This is a genomic window from Williamsia sp. Y721, assembly GCF_059683565.1.
In genome coordinates this window covers 657,702-675,442 of record NZ_JCASNH010000001.1, presented here as the reverse complement: position 1 = coordinate 675,442, position 17,741 = coordinate 657,702, and the positions used below count along the sequence as shown (strand labels likewise).

At 64.3% G+C, this 17,741-nt stretch carries 19 protein-coding genes; 4 read left to right on the top strand and 15 right to left on the bottom strand.

The genetic code is table 11. The features are described 5' to 3' along the window. Positions 1 to 4 precede the first annotated feature (4 nt). Complete coding sequence (locus AC56PL_RS03020; protein ID WP_495514934.1) at positions 5 to 1,054, top strand: 2Fe-2S iron-sulfur cluster-binding protein; 1,050 nt, start codon at positions 5 to 7, stop codon at positions 1,052 to 1,054. Positions 1,055 to 1,063: 9 nt separating this feature from the next. On the opposite strand, the gene AC56PL_RS03015 is transcribed toward AC56PL_RS03020, so the two are convergent. From AC56PL_RS03015 to AC56PL_RS02990, 6 genes are read right to left on the bottom strand one after another with little or no spacing between them, the layout of a single operon-like run. Continuing rightward, on the bottom strand, positions 1,064 to 1,759 hold the full coding sequence (locus tag AC56PL_RS03015; protein WP_497153551.1) for a DNA alkylation repair protein: 696 nt from the start codon (positions 1,757 to 1,759) through the stop codon (positions 1,064 to 1,066). Positions 1,760 to 1,806: 47 nt separating this feature from the next. Further along, positions 1,807 to 3,009 carry an FAD-dependent oxidoreductase gene (locus AC56PL_RS03010; protein ID WP_495514933.1) on the bottom strand — a complete coding sequence of 401 codons (1,203 nt, stop codon included), beginning with the start codon at positions 3,007 to 3,009 and terminating at the stop codon, positions 1,807 to 1,809. 40 nt (positions 3,010 to 3,049) lie between these two features. After that, entirely contained in the window at positions 3,050 to 3,571 is a 522-nt protein-coding gene (locus AC56PL_RS03005) for a hypothetical protein (RefSeq protein ID WP_497152982.1), read from the bottom strand. Continuing rightward, the gene (locus tag AC56PL_RS03000) at positions 3,568 to 4,185 is read right to left on the bottom strand and encodes a hypothetical protein (protein ID WP_497152981.1); all 618 of its coding nucleotides are present in this window, start codon (positions 4,183 to 4,185) and stop codon (positions 3,568 to 3,570) included. The genes AC56PL_RS03005 and AC56PL_RS03000 overlap by 4 nt, the downstream gene beginning before the upstream one ends. Beyond that, complete coding sequence (locus AC56PL_RS02995) at positions 4,182 to 4,652, bottom strand: hypothetical protein (RefSeq protein WP_497152980.1); 471 nt, start codon at positions 4,650 to 4,652, stop codon at positions 4,182 to 4,184. Before AC56PL_RS02995 ends, AC56PL_RS03000 begins: the two co-directional genes overlap by 4 nt. Then, positions 4,649 to 5,281, bottom strand: coding sequence for an Rv1363c family protein (locus AC56PL_RS02990; RefSeq protein ID WP_497152979.1), 633 nt, complete (start codon positions 5,279 to 5,281; stop codon positions 4,649 to 4,651). The genes AC56PL_RS02995 and AC56PL_RS02990 overlap by 4 nt, the downstream gene beginning before the upstream one ends. Positions 5,282 to 5,370: 89 nt before the next feature. Here AC56PL_RS02990 and AC56PL_RS02985 point away from each other — a divergent pair, with 89 nt between their 5' ends. Beyond that, positions 5,371 to 6,243: a universal stress protein gene (locus AC56PL_RS02985; RefSeq protein WP_495514928.1), complete on the top strand. Its 873-nt coding sequence runs from the start codon at positions 5,371 to 5,373 to the stop codon at positions 6,241 to 6,243. A gap of 16 nt (positions 6,244 to 6,259) precedes the next feature. Then, positions 6,260 to 7,744, top strand: a complete 1,485-nt coding sequence (locus AC56PL_RS02980) for an amino acid permease (RefSeq protein ID WP_495516021.1) — start codon at positions 6,260 to 6,262, stop codon at positions 7,742 to 7,744. Here AC56PL_RS02980 and AC56PL_RS02975 read toward each other — a convergent pair. From AC56PL_RS02975 to AC56PL_RS02950, 6 genes are all read right to left on the bottom strand, one after another. After that, the gene (locus AC56PL_RS02975) at positions 7,673 to 9,340 is read right to left on the bottom strand and encodes an AMP-binding protein (protein WP_497152978.1); all 1,668 of its coding nucleotides are present in this window, start codon (positions 9,338 to 9,340) and stop codon (positions 7,673 to 7,675) included. The genes AC56PL_RS02980 and AC56PL_RS02975 overlap by 72 nt on opposite strands. 8 nt (positions 9,341 to 9,348) lie before the next feature. After that, entirely contained in the window at positions 9,349 to 9,975 is a 627-nt protein-coding gene (locus AC56PL_RS02970) for a TetR/AcrR family transcriptional regulator (RefSeq protein WP_497152977.1), read from the bottom strand. Further along, entirely contained in the window at positions 9,975 to 11,312 is a 1,338-nt protein-coding gene (locus AC56PL_RS02965) for a cytochrome P450 (RefSeq protein WP_495514925.1), read from the bottom strand. The genes AC56PL_RS02970 and AC56PL_RS02965 overlap by 1 nt, the downstream gene beginning before the upstream one ends. A 79-nt stretch (positions 11,313 to 11,391) precedes the next feature. Further along, entirely contained in the window at positions 11,392 to 12,348 is a 957-nt protein-coding gene (locus tag AC56PL_RS02960; RefSeq protein ID WP_497152976.1) for an o-succinylbenzoate synthase, read from the bottom strand. A gap of 7 nt (positions 12,349 to 12,355) precedes the next feature. Then, positions 12,356 to 12,982 (bottom strand): TetR family transcriptional regulator, encoded by a 627-nt coding sequence (locus AC56PL_RS02955; RefSeq protein ID WP_495514923.1) that lies wholly within the window; start codon positions 12,980 to 12,982, stop codon positions 12,356 to 12,358. Continuing rightward, positions 12,979 to 14,814 (bottom strand): N-acyl-D-amino-acid deacylase family protein, encoded by a 1,836-nt coding sequence (locus AC56PL_RS02950; protein WP_497152975.1) that lies wholly within the window; start codon positions 14,812 to 14,814, stop codon positions 12,979 to 12,981. The genes AC56PL_RS02955 and AC56PL_RS02950 overlap by 4 nt, the downstream gene beginning before the upstream one ends. Positions 14,815 to 14,942: 128 nt before the next feature. On the opposite strand from AC56PL_RS02950, the gene AC56PL_RS02945 reads away from it, so the two are divergent. Then, positions 14,943 to 15,323, top strand: a complete 381-nt coding sequence (locus tag AC56PL_RS02945; RefSeq protein ID WP_495514921.1) for a helix-turn-helix domain-containing protein — start codon at positions 14,943 to 14,945, stop codon at positions 15,321 to 15,323. 108 nt (positions 15,324 to 15,431) lie between these two features. Here the strand turns inward: AC56PL_RS02945 and AC56PL_RS02940 are convergent, their stop codons facing one another. The 3 genes from AC56PL_RS02940 to AC56PL_RS02930 form a co-directional block, all read right to left on the bottom strand. Further along, positions 15,432 to 16,385, bottom strand: coding sequence for a DUF222 domain-containing protein (locus AC56PL_RS02940; RefSeq protein WP_497152974.1), 954 nt, complete (start codon positions 16,383 to 16,385; stop codon positions 15,432 to 15,434). 156 nt (positions 16,386 to 16,541) lie between these two features. Next, on the bottom strand, positions 16,542 to 17,120 hold the full coding sequence (locus tag AC56PL_RS02935; RefSeq protein WP_495514919.1) for an ATP-dependent Clp protease proteolytic subunit: 579 nt from the start codon (positions 17,118 to 17,120) through the stop codon (positions 16,542 to 16,544). Continuing rightward, positions 17,117 to 17,734: a ClpP family protease gene (locus tag AC56PL_RS02930; RefSeq protein WP_497152973.1), complete on the bottom strand. Its 618-nt coding sequence runs from the start codon at positions 17,732 to 17,734 to the stop codon at positions 17,117 to 17,119. Before AC56PL_RS02930 ends, AC56PL_RS02935 begins: the two co-directional genes overlap by 4 nt. Positions 17,735 to 17,741: the final 7 nt, after the last annotated feature.

The following is a 17,741-nucleotide window of genomic DNA, read 5'->3' as shown; positions in this document are numbered from 1 at the left end:
GCCGGTGACCGTCACCCCACACAGCACGCGCAGTGTTGTGCTGACCGTGGCCGAGGTGATCGACGAGACGAGCGACGCGAAGTCGCTGGTCTTCGACGTCCCGGACGACGCCGCAGGCCGGTTCGATTACAAACCCGGCCAATTCCTGACGCTCCGGATCCCCAGCGATCAAACCGGTTCGGTGGCCCGCTGCTATTCCCTGGCCTCGTCCCCGTGGGGTGACGAGAAGCCCAAGGTCACCGTCAAGCGCACCGTGGACGGCTATGGATCGAATTGGATCTGCGAGCACGTCAGCGCCGGTGACCAGATCGAGGTTCTCCCGCCCTCAGGGGTTTTCACACCAGCCGATCTCGACGCGCCGATCCTGCTGCTCGGCGCAGGCAGCGGCATCACCCCGGTGATGTCGATCCTCAAATCCGCACTGCTCAAGGGCAGTGGCCGTCTGGTCCTCGTCTACGCGAATCGCAGCGAGACCGACGTCATCTTCGGCGACGAGCTGAAGGATCTGCAGAACCGATACCCGCAGCGTCTCACCGTCGTCCACTGGCTCGAATCGGTCCAGGGTCTCCCGTCGGCCGACAAGCTCGCCACACTGCTCCGTCCGTTCAAGGCGTATCACGCCTACATGTGTGGCCCCGGGCCGTTCATGGACGCCGTACACAAAGCCCTCGCCGAGGTGGAGATGTCGCACCATCAGGTGCACGCCGAGGTGTTCACATCGCTGTCGGGCGACCCGTTCGAAGACACCGAACCTGCCGAACTCACCGAGGAGCAGCTCGCCGACGCCGCGTCGGTCGAGGTCGAGCTCGACGGTGAAGTCCACCAGTTGTCGTGGCCCAAGAGCCGAACCCTGGTCGACATCATGCTCGGTGCCGGTCTCGACGTGCCCTACTCCTGCCGCGAGGGCGAATGCGGTTCGTGTGCCTGCACACTCACCGAGGGAACCGTCGAGATGGAACACATCGGCGCGCTCGACGAGGAGGACGTCGCCGACGGCTACATCCTCGGATGTCAGGCACGACCGACGTCGCCGGTCCTCAAGGTCGAGTTCTGAGCGCGGGTCTCACCTGAGCGCACGATAGTGGGCGCGCTGATCGGGGTCGAGGTGCTCGGTCGCGTAACTCAGTGCGGTACGGCCCATCTCGGCCGCATGGGCTTCGAGGAAGGCGAGCAGCAACGCCCGGTCGATGCGCTTGCCCATCTCCCGGAGCATCCAGCCGACCGCCTTCTGGATGAGGTCGCGACGGTCGGCCAGAACCCGCGGCGCCACATCCAGGATCGGCACCGGGTCTCCGCTCTTGATGAAGGCGGCGGTCGCGATGATCGCCACCCGGCGCACCCAGAGATCCTCGTGGTCGGCGAGTTCGAGCAGTAGCCCGTGGTCCCCATCCAGCATCCAGGCCCCCAGGATGTATTCGGCGGAACTGTCCACCAGATCCCAGTTGTTGACGCAGCCGTCGAACACCGCCCGCAGGTAGAGGTCGACCCAGGCCTGACGGTCCGCTGCGGTCGTGGCGCTCTCGAATCCGCTGCGCAACAAGAATAATCCGGTCAGCCGATGCTCATGGACATCGCTGTCGAGCATCGCCGCGACCCCCACCCGGTCGAGGCCACGAAATTCCTTGGCGACCCGGCGCTGCTGCGGAACCGTCACCCCGATGAAGTGATCACCCTCGCCGTACTCGCCGGGTCCGGTCTTGAAGAACGACGCCGAACTCAGGGCTCGATCGGGGTCACCGAGCGCGTCGAGTGCTGCCATCACCGCAGCCGCGGTGGGCCGCGGGCCCGGCGCGGCGGCCCGCGACATCAGCCCAACAGGTCCGAAATCGGGGTCGGGGCAAGAAGTTTGGCACGCATCTTCATCACCGCAGCCGGCTTGCCTGCACCGACCACCGCCGTGAAGATGCCACTGCGGCTGTAATAGACCACGAACTTGCCGTCCTCTTCGAGGACCACATGTACGTCGTCCAGTCCAGACGGATGCCCGAGCGCCTGGATCTTCACCTCGAACTGATCGCTCCAGAAGTACGCAACAGCGGGGCGCGGGTTCTCCACCACGACACCGAGAATCGCATTGGCGACCTTGCTGGCCTGCTCGACCACGTTGTTCCAGTGCTCGACTCGCGACGGCACTCCGGCCGCGTCCTTCCAGTTCGCGACGTCGCCCAGTGCATAGACATCTGCTGCGCTGGTCCGGCCTTCGGAGTCACAGGCGATACCGCCGCCGACGGTGCGGTCGGCGAGTTCGATACCGGAACCGTCGAGGAAGTCGACAACCGGTGTCGACCCGATGCCGACGACAACGATGTCGGCGGGCAGTACAGTCCCGTCCGTCAGTACGACACCGGTCACCTTGCCGTCGCCGACGATATCGGCGACGCCGACGCCGGTGCGGACCTCGACCCCACGATCGGTGAGGATGCGGCCGACCATGTTGCCGACCTTCTCGCCGAGCGCCACGGCCATCGGCGCGGGTGCCGGTTCGACCACGGTGACGTCGAGACCGCGGGTCTTCAGGCTCGCGGCGACCTCACAGCCGATGAATCCGGCCCCGACGACCACCGCACGGGTGGCACCGTCGATCTCCGAGCGCAACGTGTGAGCATCGTCGACGGTGCGCAGCACGTGGACGCCGGACAGTCCGTCGGCGAACGGCAGGGTGCGGGGATCCAGACCGGTCGACAGGATCAATGAGCTGTAGGCGATCGTCTCGGATTCGCCGCCCCTGGTGGGCCGCACCGTGATCGTGTGCGCAGCCGGATCGATTGCGGTGACCTGGGTTCCGGTCCGCAGATCGATCTTGTTCTCGACGTAGAAGTCGTCGGGCTTGAGGTCGACCCGGTCCTGCTCCCCGACCAGCACGGCCTTGGACAGGGGCGGCCGGTCGTACGGTGCGTAGTCCTCTTTGCCGATGAGGATGAGGTCGCCCTCGTAACCTTCGCTGCGGAGGTCGTCGACCACCCGCGCGCCACCGAGCCCGGCTCCGACAATCACAATTGCGGCGCTCATCGCCACACCTCGCATCCCTACTTGGAGTTGATCGCCCGCGCTAGCCCGGCCCAACAGGTTGCAACCCGGCAAGGCGCCAATTGCCGTTGACCTTACGCATGTCCGCCCACCTTGTGACAGCCACCACCTGTTGTTGCGGTTGTGCCGTGGGTAACGAGATGTACTGATTCACGAACACCAGCACCCGAGCGCTGTCGTCGTCGATGTCCTCGACTCCCGTCGCCAGAACCTGCGCAGTCATCTGTGCCCCGGACTCGACCGCGGTTGGCAGGACCACCCCGGGGCCCTGGCTCCGGAACTGCAGCAGCAGCCGTCCGGTGAGACGGGCGCCGACGGTCTCCTGTGCCGCGGTCAAGGTGTCGGGCCGAAAGGTCATCAGTGCGGTGACCGCGTCGGCGGTGGCCAACTGCACCGCTCGGCGCTCACCCTCGTCACCACGCCCCGACTCGGGCGGTCCGATGAACCCGACGATCGCGATCGCCGACAGCACCACCAACGAGGCGGCCAGGAGTCCACCGACAATCCGTCGTCGCACCGACATCGCGCGCAAGAACCGATTCATTGGGGCTCTGTTCGATCGATGGTCCAGTGGTCACCGGAATCCTTCATTGTCACCAGCAATGCCACCCGACTCTGGGAAGGGTCCGCTCCCAGCACCGCCGGGTTGGTACCCTCCGCGACCACCAGCACCTGAGCGTCACCACCGGCGACCTCGCCGACGATCCCGGCGGAGAGCACCTGTCCGGTGCTGGGCACCCGTAGCCCGCCGATCACCTCGACCAGCTGTTCACGCGACTCCTCCAACCGGTTGCGCTGCTCGCCCGACGTCACCGAGATCGCCTGATCGACGAACTCCTCGGGCCGGGCCGGGTCGATGGTGAGCATCGTCTCCACCGCCGCGCGGGTGTCGTCGAGGACGGTCGCGTCACGTTCGCGATCTGCCTCGGCGCCACGGTCTGCGATGACGAGAACAATCGTGACTGACAGCAGGACCACGGCCACGACGGCGCAGCAGACGGTGACCAGCATCAGACGTCCACGCCGGCGTTCCGCGCGCGCCTGCAATGCCGGCGCCGCCGCGGCCCGGGCCTGCTTTGCCGCAGCGCCCGCCGCGGCCACGCGCTCGCGCGCCTTGTCGACCCGATGTGAGGCAGCGGTGGTGGGTTGGTCGCTCATAACACCTCGTCCGCTCGGGCGATCTTCCACTGATCGCCGGTTCGTTCGAGTTCTACCTCGACGACTTTGGTGACCTCGGTGGCCTCGCTGCCGGGCACGGTCTCGGTGACGCGCGCAGACACCACCACGTCGGCATGGTTCTCCGAGACGTCGGCAATACCGGTGTGCATCGGTTTCCACACGATCCTCACGCCGGCGGGGGGTTCGACGTCCAGGACGCCGGCATACTGCTGGGCGAACTCGGCGGTCACCGCAGCCCGGGCCTGCTCACGACCCGCCGGATTCGCCTCGTCGGCGGAAAAGAGCTGGGCCACCAATGGACCCGCCGCTCGAGCGACCTCGGCGCGATTCTTGTCGAGGCGCTGATCGTCGGCATGCGCCTGCCACGCGACACCGAGTCCCACCGCACAAGCGACGACCACCAGCACTGCGATGACGGCAGTGGTGATCGGTCCACGAAGGCTCATCCGAAGAACTCCAGCGCCGAGATCTTCAGGGATCCGCCGTCCGGCACCATCTCCACCTGCACCCGGAATCGGCGCGGCGCAGGGTCTGTCGACGCGGCGTCGGTCAGATCACTACTCACCGTGATCGCAGCCGTCACGATCAAGCTCGCCCGGTCCCCCGACCTCGTCGACATCCCTACGCCATCGACGGTGCCGGTCGCCACCGCACCGATCTGCGTGACGAATTGCGTATAGGCGTCGACCGATTGCGCGAACTCGTCTTCGAACTCACCAGTCGCCCCGGCCAGGATCTGTGCCGATCGACGTCCCTCGTCACCGCCGTCGGGTGTGAGCAGCACCTGAACCCGAGCCGCCGCCGCGCGCATGTAGTCATCGTCGCTGTAGCCGCGGTCAGACTGTGCGTAGCGAACTCCACCCACCACCGCTGCCACCGCCGCGACCACCACCAACGCCGCCAGAACCAACAGCCACTTCGGGCGTGTCTCACGCCGACGTTCGCCGAGGTCGGTTTCCAGCTCCGCCAACGCGGCGTCGGCAGCGCGCAACTCTGCCTGTGCTGCTGCATCGGTTTTGATCAGCGCGCGTTCCGATGCAGGAGCAGGCGTCAGCAACGCGCGAACATTGGGCATCGGTTCATCGTAGTGTCGCAGCGCACGTCCGCAGGCAATCCGCGTGCTCAGACTGCCGAACCGCACCGGCGAGGGATAGATTGCCTTGCATGAGCATCGTTGTCGGGTATCAACCAGGACGCGGCGGCGATGAGGCAATCGAACTCGGCGCCGGTCTTGCCGATGCCCTGGCAACCAACGTGGTCCTGGTGACCGCCACGCCCAAACCCTGGGCCATGCCGTCGATGGCCCGGGTCGACGCCGAGTTCAGGGCCTACGCCCGACGCTACGGCGACGACGCAGAATCCGCTGCCCGCGCACACCTCGAGCAGCGCTTCCCGCAGACTCCGGCGACGTTCCTTCGGGTCAGTGAGCGGTCCGTCTCCACGTCGTTGCAGAAGGTTCTGGCCGAACACGACGCAGACATTCTCGTACTGGGTACCAGTCATAGCTCGCAGAGCGGCCGGATGTCCTTGGGCGCGACCACAAGCCGCCTCATGCACTCGAGTTCGATCCCGTTGGCCCTGGCCCCCAAGGGGTACACCTGCTCGCAGATCACCGGCATCACCTGCGCCTATTCGGGTGACGATCGCGGCACCGACGTGGTGGTGGCGGCCCGCGATCTGGCCCAGCAGATGGCGGTACCGTTGCGGGTGGCCACCTTTGGGGTGCGGCCCGCCGACATGTTTCCGCCGGAGATCGGATTGGAGATCGAACGCAGCGTGATGGACGCCTGGCGAGAACAGATTGCCGACGCCATGAACACGTTGGTGACCGACAACATCATCGACCCGACAACAACAACCACGATCAGTACCGGCAGTGACTGGGACGCGGCATTCGACGCAATCGAGTGGCGAAGCGGTGAGCTGCTGGCCATCGGCACCACGCCCCGCGATTCGATCAAGCGAGTGTTCCTGGGCTCGCGGGCCGCGAAAATCATTGCCTCGGCTACTGTTCCGACGATCATTTTCCCAGGCTGAGGGCGCACATATGGACATGAACAAGAAGCAGGCGCAACCACCCGGTTCACTGACCGCGGCAACACTGTTGCGCCGAAAGCCCATTCCGAAGGGCGACGAGGCAGAGGCCGACACCGGTCTCGAACGCACCATCAGCACCACGCAACTGGCCTGCTTCGGTATCGGTGCGACCATCGGCACCGGCATCTTCTTCGTGATGAGCGAAGCCGTACCCAAAGCCGGGCCGTCGGTGGTGGTCGCGTTCATCGTCGCAGGCATCGCCGCCGGTCTGGCCGCGATCTGCTACGCCGAGATGGCGTCGTCGGTACCGGTCTCCGGATCCACGTATTCGTACGCCTACGCCACACTCGGTGAACTCGTCGCCATGGCGGTGGCAGGGTGTCTGCTCCTGGAGTACGGGGTATCGACGGCAGCGGTTGCGGTGGGCTGGAGTCAATACCTCAACGAGTTACTCGACCATCTACACATCCCGGCCATACCGCAGGCGCTGTCGGCCGCGCCATGGGATGACAAGGCGGGCTGGGTCAACCTGCCTGCCGTCGTCCTCGTCGGCCTCTGCGCACTGCTGCTCATCCGCGGTGCGAGTGAGTCCGCGAAGGCAAACGCCGTGATGGTTGGCATCAAACTCGCTGTGCTGGCAATGTTTTGCGCGATCGCCTTCAGCGCGTTCAGCAGCGACAACCTGACCCCGTTCTTCGCCGATGGCGCCAACGGCGTCACCGCCGCGGCCGGCGTCATCTTCTTCTCCTTCATCGGCCTGGACGCGGTTTCCACAGCCGGTGAAGAGGTCAAAGATCCACAACGCACGATGCCGCGGGCGTTGATGGCCGCACTGGTCACCGTTGTCCTGGTCTACGTACTGGTGGCGCTGGCGGCGGTCGGCGCTCAGCAGGCGTCGAAGTTCGAGGGTCAGGAAGCGGGTCTTGCCGTCATCCTCCAGGACGTCACCGGGCAGGCGTGGCCGGCGACGGTGCTCTCACTCGGCGCGGTGATCTCGATCTTCTCGGTCACACTGGTGACCCTCTACGGACAGACCCGAATCCTGTTCGCCATGGGTCGGGACGGCATGCTCCCCAAGTTCTTCACCAGGATCGACCCTCGCACGATGACGCCGATCAACAACACCGTCGTCGTGGCGATCATCGTTGCGTTACTTGCCGGGTTCGTCCCGCTCCACTACCTGGTCGACATGGTCTCGATCGGCACCCTGACCGCCTTCACCGTGGTGAGCGTCGGTGTGATCATCCTCCGCCGACGCGAACCAGATCTCTATCGGCCGTTCAAGGTGCCGCTCTATCCGGTCACACCCATCCTGGCGATCGCCGCATGTATCTACATCCTCTACGGATTGCACTGGTACACATACGTGTTCTTCTTGCTATGGGTTGCGGTGGTGCTGACCTACTACCTCATCTACGGCCGCAAGCACTCACTGCTCAACTTCGTCGGCGACACGGCCGGGGACATCGGTGGCGCTTCGGGCGGCAACAAGAGCATCTAGCGTCAGCTTGGTGACCTTGCCCTGGGCGCCACGGGGCAACTCGGGCACCACGAACACGTCCCGCGGTACGCGTGAGCGCGAGAGCTCGGTGCCGACATACGTTTTCACATCGGCCTCGTCGATCGTCACCCCGGCACGAGGGACGACAAAAGCACGCAGGCGCTGACCGAAGTCGGCGTCGGCGACCGCCACCACCGCGGCGTCGACGATGTCCCGATGACGGCCGAGAGCGAGTTCGACCTCTTCGGGAAAGACGTTCTCACCGCCGGAGATGATCATCCCGTCGCTGCGACCCTCGACGAACAGTCGACCGGCGGCATCGATTCGTCCGGTGTCGCCGGTGTTGAGCATCCCGTCGAGCGTTTCCTTCGACGTGCCGTTGGTGTACTTGCTGATCTGGCTGCCCGACCGGACATAGATCTGGCCCGATTGTCCCTCGGGCACCCGGACCCCACCGGAGATGATGGCGACCTCGACGCCGAGCGGCGGGCGCCCGGCGGTCGTCGGGGCGACCGCAAGATCTTCCGGAGTCGCGATCGTGATGTACGAGGCCTCGGTGGCGCCGTAAAGGTTGTGCAGCACATGCCCGAACTGCTTCTGTACCGAAAGCACCAGGGATTCATCGAGTTTGGCTCCGCCCGACGCGATCATCCGCAGCGTGGAGCGATCGACCCTGGACAGCTCGTCGGCGTCCTGATCCATCAACCGCCGCAACATGGTCGGCACCATCATCGCCGCGGTACAACGATGCTCGATCAACAGCTCCAGAGAGTTCGGAGCCTTGAAACGCCGGTCCATGACCACGGTCGCACCGGTGAGCAGGCAGACCATCGTCGCCAGCAGGCCCCATCCGTGGAAGGCCGGGGCCGACATCAGCACGCGATCAGTGCCCCGGACCGCGATCTTCGAAACGAATCCCGCGGGTAGCGACATCGCCAGACCGCCGTCGCGGGGCGCACCTTTCGGCGCGCCGGTGCTGCCACTGGTCAAGATGACCAACGAGGACGAATACGCCGGCGCCGGGGGTAACTCGGTGGACGAACGCGCCACCAGCGCGTCGATTGTCTGCGCACCGATTGCGCTGGTATCACCGAGTTCATCGGACCACGCGAGGTAGCGACGCACAGTCGGATCGATCAATGCCAAGACCGGCGTGAACTCGGCGTCGTGCAAGATCACGTCCACCCGTTCACGTTCGACGACCTCGGCCATCTGCTTGGCGCCGAGGTCGGTGTTCAGCAGTACGACCCGGGCGCCGAGTCCGGTGGCACAGAGCAGTCCGATGACCGCAAACCTGCTGTTACGACACATCACACCCACGGTCGGTTGTTTGCCGGTCGGCAACACCATCCGCAGGCCGTTGATCAACCCGTTACAGGTACGCGCGAGTTCGGCGTAGGTCAACGGTCCGCGGGGATCGATGATCGCAACCCGATCGCCGTACATCAACCCATAGATCGACGGGCTGGCGGCCTCACCGCCCGCACGACGCAGTTTGCCGATCTGCGGCAACAACTTCGGACTCGGCAATGCGCCGGCGCGCCACAATTCCCGGACAGCGAGCAACTCGGTCCGGATCTTCTGCAATTTTGGCATCGAGCGGTTCACCTGACCATGGGTGCGAGGTAGCGGCGCGCGAACTCGCGCACCGACTCCGGGGACTGCCGACCTTCATCGAGCGGTGGCGTATCGAGGAATGAGATGACCAGACGCACAAGGATTTCGGTCACCGCATGCAGATCATCGTCCGGCATCTGCGCTCCGGCGCCACGCAACGTCTGCATGATGCGGCCGGTGACGATCTCGATGAACAGACCGGTCACCGACTTGGTGATCCCCTGGAGCGCATCACGTTCGTCGAGCATCATCCGCCGGATCAGCGGATCGTCGTTGACCATTTGCGCCCCGGCAACAAAGGCTTCGACCACCGCGTCCTGGGCGCCGTGGCCAACGGTCGCGGCTTCGAGCATGCGCATACCGTCGAGGTAGACGTACTCGGCCACACCCAACAGGAGTGCCTCCTTGTTGGGGAAACGCCGATACAGGGTGCTACGACTCACGCCGGCCCGCTTCGCAACATCGTCGACGCCGGTCTTTCGGATCCCGTTCTCTTCGAACTCTTTTCGGGCCGCCGTCAGGATCGCATCCTCCTGCTCCTTGGGCGACTCGGTATTTCGTACCTTCCGGCCACCGGCCACACGGTCCGCCGTGCCCGAAGAGCGCTGCGCCATCACACCCGCCGCATCGTGACGGGGAACTTGTCTTTCGGGACAGGTAGCGCACTGTAATCCATCGGCATCGTGTAATCATCCGGGACGGACCATTCGAAGCCGCGCAGCAGGTGGTGCATGATCGTCTTGATCTCCAACTGACCGAAGTACAGCCCGATGCACTTGTGCACTCCGCCACCAAATGGATGCCAGGCCATCCGATGCGACTTGTCCTCTGCCCGTTCCGAAGTGAACCGCTCGGGATCGAAGGTGTATGGATCCTTCCAGTATTCGGGGTCGTAGTGGTTGGTCAATCCGGGGATCGAGACCATTGCACCCTTGGGGATGAAGTGCCCCAACACCTCGGTGTCCTTCACCGCGATCCGCGGCTGACCCGGAACCGGAGCGCACATCCGCAGCGACTCTTTCATGATCAAGTCGATGTCGGTCAGCTTGCCGAGGTCGTCATAGGCCAGGTCCGGTCCGAGTTCGAGCGACTGCGCCCGGGCCCGTTCCTGCCACTGCGGCGACTTCGCCATGTGATAGGCCATCTGGGTCATGGTCATGGTGGAGGTGTCGTGCGCGGCCATCAGCACGAAGATCATGTGGTTGACGACGTCCTCGTCGGTGAACCGGTGTCCCTCTTCGCTTTCCGCATGGCACAGCACCGAGAACAGGTCAGGGGTCTCGGTCGCACGTTTGGCTGCGATATGACTCATGAAGAACTCTTCGAGGACCTTGCGTGAGCGCAGACCCTTCCACCAGCGACCGCCCGGAACCGGACGGCGAACAATCGCCACACCGGCGCGCACCGTCTCGATGAACGCCTTGTTGATCCGGTCGGCTTCGTCCTGCGGAAGTTCGAGCCCCATGAACACCTCGAGGGCAACGTCGAGCGTCAGCGCCTTGAACTCACTGAACAGCTTCACCTGACCGACGGGGAACTGTTTGATGCGCTCGGCGATCATCGGCTGCATGGCCTGCATGTAGCCCTTGAGTACCGGCGGGGTGAAAGCCTGCTGCAAGATCAGCCGGTGGTGCCGGTGCTCTTCGAAATCGAGCAGCATCACACCGCGGTTGAAGAAGGGGCCGATGAAGAAGCTCCACGCGGGTCCGTTGGCGAACGCCTTCTGTTTGTTCATCAGGATCTGGTCGGCCGCGACAGGACCGCGGCAGGTGACCATCTGCTGCCCGAACGCGTTGATGAAGGAGATGTTGCCGAACTCGGCCTGCTGCGCCCGTGCAAAGGCAAACGGATCGCGACGCATCCGGAGAATCTGGATCACGCCGTTGGTGGTCGACCCATGGACGGGTTTGAGATCGCTGTCGGGTGGCACCGGTGCCAGGATGACCGTCATGGGTTGCAACCTCCGCTAATGGAACGTTTTGAAGAAATTGTATCTTCAAAGTCCGCGGCGATCCAGACCCAGGTTGCGTTCAGCTCGCCGCCAGCACCGCATGACACCGGCGCAATCTGTCCAGCCACCAGCGACGACGCTCCTCGGAGGCCAGTGGGACGGACGCCGTATCGAGCTCAACCCGCCGGGGTGCCACCATCCCGCCGTCGGGCACAAATGGCTCGGCCACATCGGTGACGAACAGCCCTCCGGTTCCCAGGCCGCAGGCCGGGGGTGCCTTCGGCAGCGCCGCTGCGGCGGCAACACCGGCGGACATGCCCACCGCTGAATCGAGCGCGCTGGAGATCACCACCGGGATCGGGATCTGAGCAGCCAGATCCAGGACCCGGCGCATCCCGCCCAGGGGTGCGACCTTCAGGATCGCCACGTCCGCGGCCTTCGCCTCGATCACCCGCAACGGATCCTCGGCGCGACGGATGCTCTCGTCGGCGGCGATCGGAGTGCTCACCGCCGCCCGCACCGCGGCCAGCTCTTCCAGGGTGGCGCAGGGTTGCTCGGCATACTCGAGTTCACCCAGCGCGCGCAACGCCGTGATCGCCTGCGGGACAGTCCACTTCCCGTTTGCATCCACCCGCACCGAGGCGATGTGTTCGCGCACCGCAGCCACCCGCGCGACGTCGTCGTCGAGGGTTTGCCCTTCCTGCGCGACCTTGACCTTTGCGGTGGTCGCCCCGGGGAACCGCGCGAGCAGTGCCGCCACCTCGTGCGCGGGGATGGCAGGGACGGTGGCGTTGACCGGGACAAGGTCCCGGATCAGCTCCGGCGGCCCCAGGTATGCGGCTTCGATACCGGCCGCCAGCCACGATGACGACTCGACATCGTCGTATTCCGGGAAGGCACCGAACTCACCCCACCCCGCCGGACCCCGGAACAGCAACACTTCTCGGGTGGTGATGCCCCGGAACCGTACGTTCATCGGCAGCGAGACGACAATGGCCTCCTCGGCCAACTCCGCGTAGGACGGAAGAGCAGTCATCCGGCCGTCATTCCGGAGACCCTGACAACCATCGGAGTACCAGTTCGAGCCGTGCCTCATCGCGCGCGGGCTGCGGATTGACCGCGGCCGTGACAGATTCACCGTCGAACAGATGCACCACCGTCAGTGCGATGAGTTCGATCTGCCCCTCAGGAAGGTACTGGACCGCAGGTAACGTACGTGCAAAGGCGGCGATCTGGTCGTGATACTCAGATGTCAAGGGCGCCAGACGTTCTCGCAAAGCGGCATCGGTGCGGGCGGCAACGAGCAGTTCGTACCAGGCGCCGTTGATCGGGGCCCGGCAGGCCGCACGCAGCAGCCGTAGACAGTCCGACAGTGTCCCCGCCCCCAGTAACGCCAATGATTGCGAGAATGCCTCGAACTGCTTCTGCCGCACGTCGTCCGCGGCCGCGATCACCAGATCCAGCCGGGTCGGGAAATGCCGGAACAGACCACCCTGTGACACTCCGCTGCGGGCACAGATCTCACTGATCGTGCTGCGCTGATATCCGAGTTCGCACAACGAATCCACGCAGGCTTGCACCAGCCGGGCTTTCGTGGCATTTCGTCGTTGCTCCTGGGTACGCCGTGGCGGCGGGACGATCTCGTTCTCAGCGCCGGGGGCAGAACTCACGAAGCGACCTCGACCGCGGTCGGCTTCTTGTCGCCGGTGGCCCCGGCCCGCAAAAACTGTCCACTACGCATACCGGTACCGAATCCTGGCGCGAATTGACCACGGCCATACAGGTATTCACCGGATACCACCACCGCGCTCACCGCGTCGTCATTTCTGTTGACCATCCGCTTGATTCCCCCGAACTCAGCCATCGGTGCCTCCGCATACTCTTTGCTCTCATCATTCAACCCGTGCGGGTTGACGACCACAAGATCGGCACGGTCGCCCACACGCAGGAAGCCGGCATCGAGGTTGTAGAACTCACCGAGTTCACCGGTGAGTTTGTGGACTGCGGCCTCAACGGTGAGGAACGGGGTCCGCCCGCCGCCCTGGGCTTCTTTCACCCTTTGCAGCAACCTGATCCCGTAGTTGTAGAACGCCATGTTGCGCAGGTGCGCGCCGGCATCGGAGAAGCCGACGGTCACGCCGTTCTGGTTGATCAGCCAGTCGGCGATGTCCGGGCGGTCGTTGGTGATCACGGTGCGCCACCGGAACGCCGTGCCGTGTTCGACGACCAGGTCGAGGAACAGATCCGTGCTGTGGACGCCCCGCTCGCGCGCCACCTGCTCCACGGTTTTGCCGACCACCGAGTCGTCGGGGCAGTCGGTGATCTCCGCGTCGTCGAAGTCGCGGTGCCAGATCCGAGAGCTGAACTTCTTCTCGAAATCCTCACGGAACCAACGTCGGTATTCGGGGTCTTTCAGGAGATCGTTGCGCCCCATCTCTTCTCGCAGGTGCAGGGCCGCCCGGCCCGACGCGAACTCCTCGAACACCACCAGGTCGATGCCGTCGCTGTACACCTGGAACGGAACCGGTAGATGCTGCCACCGCAACGCCCCTCGGCCCCAGGAGTTGGCAACAGTGGCGATCGGACCGAAGATCCGGCGCACCCACCGATCGGACTTCGCATCAGCGGCGGCCAGGACCGAGGTCTTGAGTGGTTTGCGGCCCAGTCCGGTGCTCGAAGCAAGGAAGAAGAGGATGTCGTACTTGGTGTTGAGATTCGGAATGGTCTGCAGCACCCGATCGCGCCGCCGCAGCACCTTGTTGATCTTGCGGCGCTCGCTCCAGCGCGCGTAGACCGATGGCAACGACCGCGACCGGTAGCGGTCTCCGTCGAGCTTGTCCCAGGGGTTGGTCATCGCGGACACCCCGAGAAAGCCCGCGTCCAGGGCATCTTCGACAGCATCGAGCATCTTTGCCATCTCACCCCTGCTCGGCCGGTGGGCGCGGTCCGTGGACCGGCCCAACCCCATGACGTCGGCGCGGATGTCGGAGTGACCCAGGAAGGCCGCGATGTTGGGGCCGAGCGGCAATCGTTCGATCGCCTCGATATACGACGCCGGATCGGTCCAGGTCTTACCGCCTTCGAGCGCAGCGATGACCTGATCCCGCGGGAGGGCTTCGACCCGGCTGAACAGGTCCGCCGAATCGATCGGGCTGGAATAGACCGTGGACAGCGAACAGTTGCCGATGAACGCCGTGGTGACCCCGTGGCGCACCGACTCCCCCAGCCCCGGGGCGACCAGCACCTCGGCGTCGTAATGGGTGTGGACGTCGATGAACCCCGGCATCACCCACTGGCCACCCGCCTCGATCACGCGTGTGTGTGATCCGACCGGAAGTGGCCGGGCCGATACCTCCACGACACGACCGTCGCGGATCCCGAGATCGCGAGCCAGGCCCGGTGCCCCCGTTCCGTCGAACCAGGTCCCCCCACGAACCACCAAGTCAAAGGACCGCCCACCGGTGTTCTCGGCGCCGCGGGTGTCGTCCACTTGCACACTCATCTGTGACCTCCATCACGAACAATGCGGCCAATCTAACATCGCGAGCAATCACTCGCTATATATTTCCCAATTCTGCCCACAGCAGATCTCGCCACCGCGGAGCGAGCGTGCCAACTATCGTCGAATCCATGGGCCCATATCTCACCCGCGTTGCCGACCCCGACCCCGTGGCGATCGAGTTGCTCTGGCGTGAAGCACTCGGGACGGTCCTCCGGCGGGTACGCACCGAACAACAACGCATCCTCACCGACATCGCCGCCGAGGCCGGGGTCTCACCGCAATATCTGTCCGAGATCGAGCGGGGCCGCAAGGAAGCATCGTCCGAGATCCTGGCCGCCGTCAGCGGCGCCCTCGGGCTTTCACTCCTACAGGTCACCCGCGGGGTCGCCGAAGTTCTCGAAGTCCTCGCCCGACCTCGGCCTGCCGTGACCCCGGTCGGTGGAGTCCAACGCACGACGGCAACGATGCGCCGCACCGGCGGTCACGTGAGCCTTCGAATGGTGTCCTGACCACCATCGAAAACCGTCCACGCGGCAGCGGCATTCACACTATGAAGTTCTCAAAGAGCTTGCAGTGCAGAGCCATCTGCGCTGCCTCGTGGTTCCGGGCTCGCTCGCCTACGCAGCGGCGAGTTCGGAGGTCAGGGTACGGCGGGCGTTTGATCTGATCGCAGTCCTCGTTGCGTCGTCCGGTGCGATGAACCAGGGATGACCGTCGCGGTTTATGAACACTTCCCACCCACGGTGGTAGATGTACCGGTGGTGTCGTCGGCAGAGATTGTTGTCGAGCAGGATCTTCGTTATGACCGAATCACACGCCACCATCTGCGCGGTGGACGCTGACGCCGGTCCGGTCCACTCGAATGACGCCGGCCGTGCCGGTGCTTTCGAGCTGACACCCCTCAGTTGTATCACCTGCAGATACTCCGGTGACACCGTCACCACCACATGAGGTTTCGCGCCACCACGCGTCGGCCGATCTTCCTGATCGACATACGAATCCAGCAGTCGCTCGAGAGCATCCGCGCGAATCTGCGCATTCGACCGGCGATCGGGTGATCCGTCAGGTTCGGGTACCGGCCTCGACAGCACGATCGCCTTCTGCCGTGCCCGCTCCGACACCGCAGCCGGACTCGCCATCAACGCTTCGGTCAGCAAGCCGCGTACACAATCGTCTCGGTCAGTATCGGGCAAGTCCGGGTTTCGTCGTTCAATATGGTTGAGGCCCTTGACTATCGAGTCCACATTCTCACCCGACCGCGCCCCGTCCACGCCATAGGCCGCCACCGACGGAATGTCGCCGAGCGCCTTACCGACCCGCACATATCGATGAGCCGCGACCGGCGCCACCCCCTCCTGTTGGTGCAGTCGCGCAGTGGATCGCTCACCCGACTTCTGCGCCAACCCACGTTTGTCGACTTCACCGACAAGCCGAAAAAGTATCTGCTCCACAACATGATTGAGTCGGATAACCGCCACCGTGCGTGATGAAATCTCAGCATCATCACCGGCGACCACAGCCGCATCCCCTGCCAGATCTGACAACCTGGCGAACATTCCCCCGAAGTCCATGATCTGAGCCTACGCCCAGAAACCCATTCGTACAAGTGTTCTATTGGGCTTCTTCTGTTGTGCCTCAACATCTTTCATGAGACTTACAAACCAATCGCCCATCCTACAGCGGCTGTACGACAATGCCCCGACCACGCATCGGACGCGGCACGTGGATCAAAGGATCTCGTCGGCCAGACCGTATGCAACTGCTTGGTCGGCGCGCAGGATGAGGTCGCGGTCGGTGTCACGCCGCAAGGTCTCGAGGTCTTTACCGGTATGCCGGGACAACAACTCCTCCAGTTCACCTCGTACGCGAAGTACCTCATCGGCGTGGATGATCAGGTCCGGGATCGACCCCTTCCCCTCAATGGCCGGCTGATGCAACACCACTCGTCCGTGGCGGAGAATCCCCCGCTGGCCGGCAGTGCCTCCGGCCAGCAGAACGGCCGCGGCACCGATGGCCTGACCCACACAGGTGGTCGCGACGTCGCAGCTGATGAAGCGCATGGTGTCGTAGACGGCGAGCATCGCCGACGGGGAGCCACCCGGCGAGTTGATGTAGAGGTTGATGGGCTGCCCGGCACTGTCAGATGCGAGATGCAGCATCTGCGCGATCAGGACGTTGGCAACACCGTCATCGATTTCGGTTCCGAGATAAACAATCCGTTCCGAGAGCAACCGGCTGTACACGTCCAGTGAGCGCTCGCCGCCCGCGGTCTTCTCGATCACATAAGGGACGGTGTAGCTGCTCATCGCTTGCCGCCCAATGCAACCGGACGCGCAAACGCCGGGTAGATGTCTTCAACGCCGTCGACAACCCGATCGACGAACCCATAGTCCACGGCCTGCGCGGCGGTGTACCACCTGTCGCGCAGGGAGTCACTGACGATCCGTTCGAGCGGCATTCCGGTATTGCCCGCGATCAGCGAGAGCACCGTGTCGCGCGTATGCCGCAGATCGTCGGCCTGCAATTCCACGTCAACGGCTGTACCGCCGATACCGGATGATCCCTGGTGCATCAGGATCCGCGAGTGTGTGAGCGCATATCGTTTGCCGGGAGCGCCTGCCGACAACAGGAACTGGCCCGCACTGGCGGCAATCCCGATCGCCAAGGTGCTCACGTCATTCGGGATCGCCCGCATGACGTCCATGATCGCGAGCATCGCAGGCACCGAACCGCCCGGCGAATTGATCCAGAAACTGATGTCCTTGTGCGAGTCCTCGGCAGACAGGAGGAGCAACTGGCTGCAGAGCCGGTTGCCCAACGTCTGGTCGAGCTGGTCACCGAGCACGACAACGCGTTGGTGAAACAGCCTGCTCACCAACTCGTCGTCGATCGTGCTGTTGCCGTTCTGAATGTTGTTCATGTCGACC

Excerpts from the sequence above, each read along its gene's own strand:
- AC56PL_RS03015 (WP_497153551.1), bottom strand. The coding sequence starts at position 1,759 with ATGGCAGCACTCGACGCGCTCGGTGACCCCGATCGAGCCCTGAGTTCG.
- AC56PL_RS03010 (WP_495514933.1), bottom strand. The coding sequence starts at position 3,009 with ATGAGCGCCGCAATTGTGATTGTCGGAGCCGGGCTCGGTGGCGCGCGG.
- AC56PL_RS03005 (WP_497152982.1), bottom strand. The coding sequence starts at position 3,571 with ATGAATCGGTTCTTGCGCGCGATGTCGGTGCGACGACGGATTGTCGGT.
- AC56PL_RS03000 (WP_497152981.1), bottom strand. The coding sequence starts at position 4,185 with ATGAGCGACCAACCCACCACCGCTGCCTCACATCGGGTCGACAAGGCG.
- AC56PL_RS02995 (WP_497152980.1), bottom strand. The coding sequence starts at position 4,652 with ATGAGCCTTCGTGGACCGATCACCACTGCCGTCATCGCAGTGCTGGTG.
- AC56PL_RS02990 (WP_497152979.1), bottom strand. The coding sequence starts at position 5,281 with ATGCCCAATGTTCGCGCGTTGCTGACGCCTGCTCCTGCATCGGAACGC.
- AC56PL_RS02985 (WP_495514928.1), top strand. The coding sequence starts at position 5,371 with ATGAGCATCGTTGTCGGGTATCAACCAGGACGCGGCGGCGATGAGGCA.
- AC56PL_RS02980 (WP_495516021.1), top strand. The coding sequence starts at position 6,260 with ATGAACAAGAAGCAGGCGCAACCACCCGGTTCACTGACCGCGGCAACA.
- AC56PL_RS02975 (WP_497152978.1), bottom strand. The coding sequence starts at position 9,340 with ATGCCAAAATTGCAGAAGATCCGGACCGAGTTGCTCGCTGTCCGGGAA.
- AC56PL_RS02970 (WP_497152977.1), bottom strand. The coding sequence starts at position 9,975 with ATGGCGCAGCGCTCTTCGGGCACGGCGGACCGTGTGGCCGGTGGCCGG.
- AC56PL_RS02965 (WP_495514925.1), bottom strand. The coding sequence starts at position 11,312 with ATGACGGTCATCCTGGCACCGGTGCCACCCGACAGCGATCTCAAACCC.
- AC56PL_RS02960 (WP_497152976.1), bottom strand. The coding sequence starts at position 12,348 with ATGACTGCTCTTCCGTCCTACGCGGAGTTGGCCGAGGAGGCCATTGTC.
- AC56PL_RS02950 (WP_497152975.1), bottom strand. The coding sequence starts at position 14,814 with ATGAGTGTGCAAGTGGACGACACCCGCGGCGCCGAGAACACCGGTGGG.
- AC56PL_RS02945 (WP_495514921.1), top strand. The coding sequence starts at position 14,943 with ATGGGCCCATATCTCACCCGCGTTGCCGACCCCGACCCCGTGGCGATC.
- AC56PL_RS02940 (WP_497152974.1), bottom strand. The coding sequence starts at position 16,385 with ATGGACTTCGGGGGAATGTTCGCCAGGTTGTCAGATCTGGCAGGGGAT.
- AC56PL_RS02935 (WP_495514919.1), bottom strand. The coding sequence starts at position 17,120 with ATGAGCAGCTACACCGTCCCTTATGTGATCGAGAAGACCGCGGGCGGC.
- AC56PL_RS02930 (WP_497152973.1), bottom strand. The coding sequence starts at position 17,734 with ATGAACAACATTCAGAACGGCAACAGCACGATCGACGACGAGTTGGTG.